The sequence below is a fragment of the Staphylococcus schweitzeri genome (assembly GCF_002902405.1).
In the GTDB taxonomy this organism is placed as follows: Bacteria; Bacillota; Bacilli; order Staphylococcales; family Staphylococcaceae; genus Staphylococcus; species Staphylococcus schweitzeri.
This window is the reverse complement of the sequence record NZ_PPQS01000048.1, coordinates 1-11,720: the sequence shown is the minus strand read 5'-3', so window position 1 is coordinate 11,720 and position 11,720 is coordinate 1. Positions and strand designations below refer to the sequence as shown.

At 32.5% G+C, this 11,720-nt stretch carries 12 protein-coding genes; all 12 read left to right on the top strand.

Annotated features, from left to right (window positions below; genetic code table 11):
* Positions 1-274: 274 nt before the first annotated feature.
* The 12 genes from CD116_RS11755 to CD116_RS11700 all read left to right on the top strand — a co-directional run bounded on the left by CD116_RS11755 (position 275) and on the right by CD116_RS11700 (position 11,537).
* Positions 275-1,504, top strand: coding sequence for a NupC/NupG family nucleoside CNT transporter (locus CD116_RS11755; protein WP_047550040.1), 1,230 nt, complete (start codon positions 275-277; stop codon positions 1,502-1,504).
* A 254-nt stretch (positions 1,505-1,758) separates the two neighbouring features.
* Complete coding sequence (locus tag CD116_RS11750; protein ID WP_031787475.1) at positions 1,759-1,851, top strand: hypothetical protein; 93 nt, start codon at positions 1,759-1,761, stop codon at positions 1,849-1,851.
* A gap of 175 nt (positions 1,852-2,026) precedes the next feature.
* A complete protein-coding gene (locus CD116_RS11745; protein ID WP_047550036.1) occupies positions 2,027-2,860 on the top strand; it encodes a YitT family protein in 834 nt (277 codons plus the stop codon).
* Between the two features lie 271 nt (positions 2,861-3,131).
* The gene (locus CD116_RS11740; RefSeq protein ID WP_000088638.1) at positions 3,132-3,929 is read left to right on the top strand and encodes an ABC transporter ATP-binding protein; all 798 of its coding nucleotides are present in this window, start codon (positions 3,132-3,134) and stop codon (positions 3,927-3,929) included.
* Positions 3,930-3,960: 31 nt separating this feature from the next.
* The gene (locus CD116_RS11735) at positions 3,961-4,965 is read left to right on the top strand and encodes a FecCD family ABC transporter permease (protein ID WP_047449770.1); all 1,005 of its coding nucleotides are present in this window, start codon (positions 3,961-3,963) and stop codon (positions 4,963-4,965) included.
* A complete protein-coding gene (locus tag CD116_RS11730; protein WP_047427580.1) occupies positions 4,962-5,978 on the top strand; it encodes a FecCD family ABC transporter permease in 1,017 nt (338 codons plus the stop codon). Before CD116_RS11735 ends, CD116_RS11730 begins: the two co-directional genes overlap by 4 nt.
* A 220-nt stretch (positions 5,979-6,198) precedes the next feature.
* Positions 6,199-7,164, top strand: coding sequence for a dihydroxyacetone kinase subunit DhaK (gene dhaK, locus CD116_RS11725; protein WP_047449767.1), 966 nt, complete (start codon positions 6,199-6,201; stop codon positions 7,162-7,164).
* A gap of 40 nt (positions 7,165-7,204) precedes the next feature.
* A complete protein-coding gene (dhaL, locus tag CD116_RS11720) occupies positions 7,205-7,789 on the top strand; it encodes a dihydroxyacetone kinase subunit DhaL (RefSeq protein WP_047427575.1) in 585 nt (194 codons plus the stop codon).
* Positions 7,782-8,144, top strand: a complete 363-nt coding sequence (gene dhaM, locus CD116_RS11715) for a dihydroxyacetone kinase phosphoryl donor subunit DhaM (protein ID WP_047550033.1) — start codon at positions 7,782-7,784, stop codon at positions 8,142-8,144. Before dhaL ends, dhaM begins: the two co-directional genes overlap by 8 nt.
* 116 nt (positions 8,145-8,260) lie before the next feature.
* Positions 8,261-8,758: a hypothetical protein gene (locus CD116_RS11710; protein WP_001164083.1), complete on the top strand. Its 498-nt coding sequence runs from the start codon at positions 8,261-8,263 to the stop codon at positions 8,756-8,758.
* Between the two features lie 516 nt (positions 8,759-9,274).
* The gene (locus CD116_RS11705; RefSeq protein WP_047550030.1) at positions 9,275-10,342 is read left to right on the top strand and encodes a YkvI family membrane protein; all 1,068 of its coding nucleotides are present in this window, start codon (positions 9,275-9,277) and stop codon (positions 10,340-10,342) included.
* A gap of 151 nt (positions 10,343-10,493) precedes the next feature.
* Entirely contained in the window at positions 10,494-11,537 is a 1,044-nt protein-coding gene (locus CD116_RS11700) for an alpha/beta hydrolase (protein ID WP_047550027.1), read from the top strand.
* Positions 11,538-11,720 lie beyond the last annotated feature (183 nt).

Sequence of the window (11,720 nt, the reverse complement as noted above, 5' to 3'; positions counted from 1 at the left end):
AATTTGCTTCAAGCTTTTGTCTATTTTAAATATTTTTAAGTAGAGTGACATTTTAATTATTAAATAAATGAAATCGTTATTTTAAGAAAAAATACCGCATGGTATAATACAAGTTGTAAGCAAACATACATATATTAAAACTGTAACCGATTGTCGCCATTCTCTATTTTTATATAACATGTGTAAATCAACTGATTATATAATTTGAGGTTCAGATATTTGATATTTCAATGTTTCTAAATTTTTAAAAAATTAAATCATAGGTGGGTGCCAAATGTTTTTATTAATCAACATTATTGGTCTAATTGTATTTCTTGGTATTGCGGTACTATTTTCAAGAGATCGCAAAAATATCCAATGGCAATCAATTGGGATCTTAGTTGTTTTAAACCTGTTTTTAGCATGGTTCTTTATTTATTTTGATTGGGGTCAAAAAGCAGTAAGAGGAGCAGCCAATGGTATCGCTTGGGTAGTTCAGTCAGCGCATGCTGGTACAGGTTTTGCATTTGCAAGTTTGACAAATGTTAAAATGATGGATATGGCTGTACAAGCTTTATTCCCAATTTTATTAATAGTGCCATTATTTGATATCTTAATGTACTTTAATATTTTACCGAAAATTATTGGAGGTATTGGTTGGTTATTAGCTAAAGTAACAAGACAACCTAAATTCGAGTCATTCTTTGGGATAGAAATGATGTTTTTAGGAAATACTGAAGCATTAGCCGTATCAAGTGAGCAACTAAAACGTATGAATGAAATGCGTGTATTAACAATCGCGATGATGTCGATGAGTTCTGTATCAGGGGCTATTGTAGGTGCGTATGTGCAAATGGTACCAGGTGAACTGGTATTAACGGCAATTCCACTAAATATCGTTAACGCGATTATTGTATCGTGCTTGTTGAATCCAGTAAGTGTTGAAGAAAAAGAAGATATTATTTACAGTCTTAAAAACAATGAAGTTGAACGCCAACCATTCTTCTCATTCCTAGGAGATTCTGTATTAGCAGCAGGTAAATTAGTATTAATCATCATCGCTTTTGTTATTAGTTTTGTAGCATTAGCTGATCTTTTTGATCGACTTATCAATTTGATTACAGGATTGATAGCAGGATGGATAGGCATAAAAGGAAGTATTGGTCTTGATCAAATTTTAGGTGTGTTTATGTATCCATTTGCGCTATTACTCGGTTTACCTTATGATGAAGCGTGGTTGGTAGCACAACAAATGGCTAAGAAAATTGTTACAAATGAATTTGTAGTTATGGGTGAAATTTCTAAAGATATTGCATCTTATACACCACACCATCGTGCGGTTATTACAACTTTCTTAATTTCATTTGCAAACTTCTCAACGATTGGTATGATTATCGGTACATTGAAAGGAATTGTTGATAAAAAGACATCAGACTTTGTATCTAAATATGTGCCTATGATGCTATTGTCAGGTATTCTAGTTTCATTATTAACAGCAGCTTTCGTTGGTTTATTTGCATGGTAATATGTCGAAGAGTGACTATGATAATACATTTTAACTAATAAATATGTTCAGGCATGTCGTCTATTGATATAGGTGAGATGCTTGGACTTTTTTATTATTGATATAAAGATATTTAAATATTTTTAAAGTTACCGAAATTGAAGCATTATAAAAACCAAGTGCACATGGTAATGCACTTGGCTTTTATGGGAAATGAATATTATTGTACATATGACAGTAAGGACTAGGTACAGTCATAGTACTTCGAGCAAAATTTGTTTTGTTATTATAAACAACACAAAGGAGATAACTTCTCTATTGAAGAAGTTAAAAACATTATAGCAGAGAATGAAATGAAAGTAAATTAAAAATTCAGAATATTTTTAATTATTATGTTGCTTGTCGTATTTAATTGATTCAAGCATACAAAGCAATATTAAATTTAGTTGCCTCTATTTCGTAGAACTACTTTAATAGAGTTGTGACAGTATTTTTGTTGTGCTACTATTTTTATAGTCTAATAAAAACAAAGGGGATGGTTTCGTGAATAAAACAGTTAAAGATTTAATTCTAGTTGTCTTAGGTTCATTTATCTTTGCTGCTGGTGTGAATGCATTTATTATTTCTGGTAACTTAGGTGAAGGCGGGGTTACTGGTTTAGCAATTATTTTATATTATGCATTTCATCTTTCCCCAGCCATCACAAACTTTGTGGTAAATGCAGTATTAATTGTAATTGGTTACAAATTTTTAAGTAAAAGAAGTATGTATTTAACAATTTTAGTTACAGTACTCATTTCAATTTTCTTGAGTTTAACTGAATCATGGCAAGTCGAAACTGGGAATAGTATTGTAAATGCTATCTTTGGTGGTTTAAGTGTTGGATTAGGAATCGGAGTAATTATACTAGCAGGTGGTACGACAGCTGGAACAACGATTTTGGCGAGAATCGCTACGAAATATCTTGATGTAAGTACACCGTATGCCTTGCTCTTTTTTGATATGATTGTTGTAGCAATTTCACTTACAGTTATTCCACTCGACAAAGTATTAGAAACTGTAATCTCACTTTATATAGGTACAAAAGTAATGGAATATGTCATCGAAGGTTTAAATACGAAAAAAGCGATGACAATTATTTCTACAAATCCTGATAAATTAGCTAAAGCAATTGATGAACAGATTGGTAGAGGTTTAACAATTTTAAACGGTCACGGATACTATACTCGCGAAGAAAAAGATGTATTATATGTTGTTATTTCTAAAACGCAAGTATCAAAAGCTAAACGATTGATTAAAAACATAGATAAAGATGCCTTCTTAGTTATACATGATGTACGTGATGTTTATGGAAATGGTTTTCTTGCAGATGAATAAATAAAATTTTGAATTATATTAAATATAGTGCCACAGTAAAGTTCACTGCCTATGATAACTTTGCTGTGGCCTCTTTACATTTAAAAATTTTTAAAACTCGTGAGGCAAATATATAGACTAAGTCTAAAAGTAATGTTAGGCAATAAGAATGAAAAATGTTATAATGATGTTCATGATAATCATTATCAATTGAGTGATCTTTGATAATATAAAAATTTAAATAGAAATTATTATATAAAGTTAAAGTATTTTTAATGAAAGTAGGGAAATTATGAGTCGCTTGCATGGACAACAAGTTAAAATTGGTTATGGGGATAGCACGATAATAAATAAATTAGATGTTGAAATTCCAGATGGAAAAGTTACGTCCATTATTGGTCCTAATGGTTGCGGAAAATCAACTTTATTAAAAGCTTTGTCACGTCTATTAGCAGTTAAAGAAGGCGAAGTATTTTTAGATGGACAAAATATTCACACACAATCAACTAAAGAAATTGCTAAAAAAATTGCTATATTACCTCAATCACCTGAAGTAGCAGATGGCTTAACAGTCGGAGAATTAGTATCATATGGACGCTTCCCTCATCAAAAAGGATTTGGTAGGTTAACAGAAGAAGATAAAAAAGAAATTGATTGGGCAATGGAAGTGACAGGTACGGATGCGTTTCGTCATCGTTCAATTAATGATTTAAGTGGTGGTCAGAGACAACGTGTGTGGATTGCGATGGCTTTAGCACAAAGAACTGATATTATCTTTTTAGATGAACCAACAACTTATTTAGATATTTGTCATCAGTTAGAAATCCTTGAATTAGTTCAAAAGTTAAATCAGGAGCAGGGTTGTACAATTGTCATGGTATTGCATGATATTAACCAAGCAATTCGATTTTCAGATCATCTTATTGCAATGAAATCTGGCGATATTGTTGCTCATGGTTCTACAGAGGATGTATTAACACAAGAGATTTTAGAAAAAGTTTTCAACATAGATGTCGTATTAAGTAAAGATCCAAAAACTGGCAAACCTTTACTTGTAACTTATGATTTGTGTCGCAGAGCTTATTCTTAAATAAGTTAATATGATTAAAAGGAAAATAAAAATGACAAAAAAAGAGAATCAAACCACATTGAAGTTCGTAACCTATGTAATAGGTTTGAGTGTTTTATTAGTTATAGCATTATTTATCTCCACATTAATGGGAGATGCCAAAATTCAAGCCTCTACAATTTTAGAGGCTGTTTTTAATTATGACCCATCTAATCAACAACAGAATGTTATCAATGAAATTAGAATTCCGAGAAATATTGCGGCAGTTATTGTAGGTATGGCATTGGCGGTTTCTGGGGCGATTATACAAGGTGTTACTCGAAACGGTCTTGCTGATCCAGCACTAATAGGTCTAAATTCAGGTGCATCGTTTGCGTTAGCATTAACGTATTCGCTATTACCAGGTACTTCGTTTTTAGTACTAATGTTTGCAGGATTTTTAGGGGCAATTTTAGGTGGCGCTATCGTTTTAATGATGGGACGTTCTAGACGTGATGGGTTTAACCCAATGCGAATAATTTTAGCAGGTGCAGCCGTAAGTGCAATGTTAACTGCGCTAAGTCAAGGTATTGCATTAACTTTTAGACTAAATCAGACTGTAACATTCTGGACTGCCGGCGGTGTAGCAGGTACGACATGGACGCACCTTAAGTGGGCAATCCCATTAATAGGTATAGCGCTACTCATTATATTAATGTTTAGCAAGCAGTTAACTATTTTAAATCTTGGTGAATCATTAGCTACAGGGCTTGGTCAAAATGTAACAGTGATTAGAGGGATATGCTTGATTATTGCTATGATACTTGCAGGCATTTCAGTTGCAATTGCGGGGCAAGTAGCTTTTGTAGGTTTAATGGTACCGCATATAGCACGATTTTTAATTGGAACAGATTATACTAAAATACTTCCATTAACAGCATTATTAGGTGGATTACTCGTATTAGTTGCTGATGTTATAGCACGCTATCTAGGAGAAGCGCCAGTTGGTGCAATTATTTCATTTATTGGCGTTCCTTACTTTTTATATTTAGTTAAAAAAGGAGGACGCACAATATGATAAATTCAAATAATATACGTAAACAATGGATTGCTCTTGGTGTATTTAGCGTTTTGCTTTTTCTAGGATGCACTTGGAGTATTACTTCTGGTGAATATAATATTCCTGTCGAAAGATTTTTCAAAACTTTAATTGGACAAGGTGATGCTACAGATGAGTTAATCTTACTAGATTTTAGATTACCTCGAATGATAATTACAATTTTAGCGGGTGCAGCACTTAGTATTAGTGGTGCAATTGTGCAAAGTGTCACGAAAAATCCAATCGCTGAGCCTGGAATATTAGGTATTAATGCGGGGGGTGGTTTTGCCATCGCGTTATTTATTGCGATTGGTAAAATTAATGCTGATAATTTCGTCTATGTACTACCTTTAATTAGTATATTAGGTGGAGTTACTACAGCGCTGATTATTTTTATTTTCAGTTTTAATAAAAATGAAGGCGTAACACCTGCAAGTATGGTATTAATCGGAGTAGGATTACAAACCGCGTTATATGGTGGTTCAATTACAATTATGTCTAAATTTGATGACAATCAATCTGAATTTATTGCTGCGTGGTTTGCTGGTAATATTTGGGGTGATGAATGGCCATTCGTTATTGCTTTTTTACCTTGGATTATCATCATTATTCCATATTTACTAATTAAATCTAATACACTTAATATTATTCATACGGGCGATAATATTGCACGTGGTTTAGGTGTAAGGTTAAGTAGAGAACGATTAATTTTATTCTTTATAGCAGTGTCATTATCTTCTGCAGCAGTAGCAGTAGCAGGCTCAATTTCATTTATTGGATTGATGGGTCCACATATAGCGAAGCGTATCGTTGGACCACGCCATCAATTGTTTTTACCAATAGCTATTTTAGTTGGTGCATGTCTACTAGTTATAGCAGATACAATTGGTAAAATTGCATTGCAACCGGGCGGAATACCAGCCGGTATAGTTGTAGCAATCATTGGTGCACCATATTTCTTATATTTAATGTACAAAACAAAAAATGTATAGTGTCATTAAAACTATATAACTATGAAAAGTTCTTTATCAAAAAGCTTTTCATAGTTTTTTATTTTATAAATGATGAGTCATAGAAATTGAAACTGATGGGTTAATAGATTGATATCATAAAACTTTTAAAGTCAAAGAGTAGGATTACAACTCGTTATGATAGCGCATTCATTTATTCTGTTTTATACTATGACTGACAAAACCAAGGAGGTACAACAAGATGAAAAAGTTAATCAATAATAAAGAAACATTTTTAACTGATATGATTGAAGGGCTATTGATTGCACATCCAGAACTAGATGTGGTTGCAAATACAGTTGTAGTTAAAAAAGTCAAAAAAGAAAAAGGTGTTGCAATTGTATCTGGTGGTGGAAGCGGACATGAACCTGCACATGCTGGTTTCGTTGCTGAAGGAATGTTAGATGCAGCAGTATGTGGCGAAGTATTTACGTCACCTACACCCGACAAAATATTAGAAGCGATTAAAGCAGTAGATACTGGAGATGGCGTGTTACTTGTTGTGAAAAATTATGCTGGAGATGTCATGAATTTTGAAATGGCACAAGAACTTGCTGAAATGGAAGGTATCAAAGTAGAGACAGTGATTGTTCGAGACGATATCGCTGTTGCAAATGAAGAACAGCGTCGAGGTGTAGCAGGTACAGTATTTGTGCATAAATTAGCAGGTTACCTTGCCGAGAAAGGTCATTCTTTATCAGATATTAAATCTCGAGTGGAAGCATTTTTACCAGAAATAAAAAGTATAGGTATGGCAATTGAACCACCACTCGTTCCGACAACTGGAAAATATGGCTTTGATATTGAAGACGACAAAATGGAAATAGGAATTGGTATACATGGTGAAAAAGGTATTCATAGAGAAGAAATAAAAGATGTTGAACATATTGTAGAAACATTGTTTGATGAATTATATAAGGAAGTAAATTATGATGATGTTATTTTGATGGTTAATGGTATGGGTGGAACGCCATTATCTGAATTAAATATTGTTACTAAATATATACATCATCATTTAGTAACGAGAAAAGTTAATGTTAATAAATGGTTTGTTGGTGATTATATGACTTCACTAGACATGCAAGGTTTTTCAATTACGATATTACCTAATAAACCAGAATATTTAGAGGCGTTTTTAGCGCCAACAACAAGTCAATATTTCAAATGATATTAAATATGAATAAATATACATTAATGAGGTGTCACAAATGAATGTTAACGATATGAAAACACGATTATTACAATTAGAAGAAACGTTTAAAACACATGAATCAGAACTTACGGAATTAGATAGAGCAATTGGCGATGGGGATCATGGTGTAAATATGGTTCGTGGATTTAGCAGTGTTAAAGACAAAATTGATGATAGTTCAATGCAAGCACTACTAAAATCAACGGGTATGGCATTAATGTCTAATGTAGGAGGAGCTTCGGGACCATTATATGGCTTTAGCTTTGTGAAAATGGCTTCCGTAACAAAAGATGATATGAATCGCCAAGACATTATCACCTTAATTAAAACATTTGCAGAAGCAATTTCGGCACGTGGAAAAGTTACCTTAAATGAAAAAACAATGTATGATGTTGTGGCTCGTGCTGCTGAAAAGCTTGAAAATGGCGAAAGATTATCACTGAATCAATTACAGCAATTAGCAGATAATACTAAAGATATGGTTGCGACAAAAGGAAGAGCAGCATATTTTGGTGAAGAATCAAAAGGGTATATAGATCCTGGCGCGCAAAGTATGGTTTATGTACTAAACGCTTTGATTGGAGATGAAAATAATGGCTAAAATCATATTAGTGAGTCATAGTAAGGACATAGCAAACGGTACGAAATCATTGTTACAACAAATGGCGGGTGACGTTGATATTTTAGCTATCGGAGGATTGGCAGATGGATCCATTGGCACTTCATTTGACTTAATTCAAGAAGCTTTGAATGACTTAGATGATGATGCTTTATGTTTTTACGACATTGGATCATCTGAGATGAATGTTGATATGGCAATTGAACTGTATGAGGGAGAATATCGCGTAATTAAAGTTGATGCACCAATTGTTGAAGGAAGTTTTATTGCAGCTGTAAGACTGTCTGTTGGAGGTAATGTTGATGATGCATTAGCCGAAATCAAACAATCATTTTAGTTAAATTTTACTAATAATGAAAAAAGTAAACCTTTTTCAAATGAAACTTTACAAAAAATATGATAGTATATATGTAAATGTTTAATAAAATCTGGAGAAAATAGGAGGACATTGCCATGCAACACCTTATAAAAAAACATGTATTGAATGGCGAGTTTGATTTAGTACGACAATTGATGTCCGAAACAGATTTTATGGAATTTGAAGAAGCATATATTTCAAGTGCGCATGAAGTAGAAAGCATGATGTTTTATACATGTATTTTAGATATGATTAAACATGAAGAATCATCTGAAATGCATGACCTAGCATTTTTATTGCTTGTGTATCCACTAAGTGAATATGAAGGTGCTTTGGATTCTGCTTATTACCATGCAGACGCTTCCATAAAACTTACTGACGGCAAAGAAGTTAAAAGTTTGTTACAAATGTTATTATTGCATGCGATACCAACACCTGTTATTTCAGATAAAAAGGCTTTTGATATCGCCAAACAAATATTAAAATTAGATCCTAATAATAATGTTGCTCGTAATGTCTTAAAAGATACTGCCAAACGTATGGACAACGTTGTTGTTGATATAAATGAATTGCACCAACGTAATGCACGTTAATTTTATTTCAATTATATTAGCTTAATAATAGTTTTAACATTTGATTGGGTTGGGACATTGGTTCCAGCCTTTTTTAATACACAAATTTTGTTATTAGGAAAATATGCATCTTAAAATGTTTTTATGCAATATTTTAAAATATTATACAACTGCCAGCCAATTAATATAATTGAATGATACGAATTTAATAAAATTGGAGTAAAGGTACTATTTTCTATCTCAATATTGAAAATAGCGGTGGTAAAGTAAATATCATTTGCACGTAAAATCAGTTTGAAAATATATCTTGAATTAGGTTTCAAAACAGTGTTTTTCTGATAGGTTTGCGTATACAAAAATTTCGCATGACAGCATTATAAAAGGAAAAATTTATAAAAATTTTAAATGTCATTGAACATGATAATGTGAATGGATTGAGCGATTTTATAAAAATGAAAATGAAGCTATGCGACTTGCAATTAATTTTGAGTACGTTATAATGCACACTGTGCAAAATTAAGGAGGTCTATTATTCACATGATGATGAATAAGGAAGCAACAAAAATTGGATTTGCCTACGTCGGCATTGTAGTGGGCGCAGGATTTTCAACAGGACAAGAAGTTATGCAATTTTTCACTAAATATGGCTTGTGGGCTTATTTAGGTGTGATTATATCTGGTTTTATTTTAGCTTTTATTGGGCGCCAAGTAGCAAAAATTGGTACTGCATTTGAATCGACTAACCATGAATCGACGCTACAATACGTATTCGGTGAAAAGTTTAGTAAAATCTTTGATTATATTTTAATTTTCTTCTTATTTGGTATAGCTGTAACTATGATTGCGGGGGCTGGTGCAACATTTGAAGAAAGTTATAATGTACCTACTTGGCTAGGTGCTTTAATTATGACAGTAGCGATATATATCACGTTGCTATTGGACTTTAACAAAATAGTACGTGCACTTGGTATTGTTACACCATTTTTAATTGTGCTAGTTGTACTTATTGCTGGCGTTTATTTATTTAAAGGTCATGTATCGTTAGCAGAAGTAAACCAAGTAGTACCTGATGCTAGTATTTGGAAAGGTATTTGGTTCGGTACAATATATGGTGGTTTAGCATTTTCTGTAGGTTTTAGTACTATAGTTGCAATTGGCGGAGATACTGATAAACGTACAGTATCTGGTGCAGGTGCAATGTTTGGTGGTATTATCTATACCGTATTATTAGCATTGATTAACTTTGCTTTACAAAGTGAATACCCTACAATTAAAAATGCTTCAATTCCAACTTTGACATTAGCAAATAACATTCACCCATTAATAGCAACGGTGTTATCAGTTATTATGCTTGCAGTTATGTATAATACTATTTTAGGGCTTATGTATTCATTTGCAGCGCGTTTTACAGAACCATATAGTAAAAAATATCATATTTTTATTATAGTAATGATGGTAGCAGGTTATTTATTAAGTTTCGTAGGATTTGCTGAATTAATTAACAAGCTATACACAATAATGGGATATGTAGGTCTATTTATTGTAGTAGCCGTAATAATAAAATATTTCAAACGTAAAAATGCGGACAAAAAGCATATTGCTTAATAGTGTATGACGAATGTTCCAAACTTTACAATTGAATCACTTTGTTTTAACCTTAAAAGCAATTCGTCTCTACCCATATTAGACGAATTGCTTTTTATATTTACTAAGTCTTCTAACATTAGTGTCTATAGAAATAGAGAGGTAAGATGTAATGAATAGAGATAACAAATGGACGATAATCACAGCACTCATTATAGCTGTCGTAGGTGTAGTATTAGCACTTCATTTAAAACAACATTATGACCAAGCTACAATAGAGAACCAATCCAACAAAGATAAAATCAATATTAAGAATAAAAATGTGCACATTTATCAAAATATTACATATAACAGAGTATTTCCAAATAGCAAGTTAGATATTATTACGCCATCTGATATGTCCTCTAATACTAAATTGCCAGTCATTTTTTGGATGCATGGCGGTGGGTACATTGCAGGTGATAAACAATATAAGAATCCATTGCTAGCCAAAATTGCTGAACAAGGTTATATCGTAGTTAATGTAAATTATGCTTTAGCACCACAATATAAATATCCAACACCATTAATCCAAATGAGCCAAGCCACTAAGTTTATTAAAGAAAATAAGATGAATTTACCTATCGACTTTGATCAAGTTATCATTGGTGGTGATTCAGCAGGTGCTCAGTTAGCTAGTCAATTTACAGCTATTCAAACGAATAGTCAATTAAGAAAAGCAATGCAATTTGACCAAGTATTTAAACCATCACAAATTAAAGGGGCTATATTTTTCGGTGGATTTTATAACATGCAAACTGTTAGAAAAACTGAATTTCCTAGAATACAGTTATTTATGAAAAGCTATACTGGCGAACAGGATTGGGAAAAAGGTTTTAAAAATGTTTCTCAAATGTCGACCGTTAAACAAGCTACAATTGATTATCCACCAACATATTTGTCTGTAGGAGATAGCGATCCTTTTGAGAGCCAAAACATTGAATTTAGTAAAAAGTTAGACGAACTAGGGGTACCTGTAGATTCATTATTTTATGATGGTACACATCATTTACATCATCAATATCAATTTCATTTGGATAAACCTGAATCAATTGAAAACATCAAAAAAGTATTACTTTTCCTAAGTCGAAACACATCTTCTTCAGGGGTACAAACTGAAGAAAAGCCGCAAATAGAAAGCCCAGGTAATGAGGTACCATTAAATCCGTTAAATTAGAATACGGGCAGATTTCCAAAACTTTTCTCAATACCTTAACATATTAATAGATAATATAGTTGTCAGTTAGGATAGCGCATATGAACATAGCTACGTCATTTTAATTAATTTCAATTAAGATGACGTAGTTTTTTATTATGAAAAGAAAACCATACGCTATGCGTATGGTTCAGAAAAGGTTCT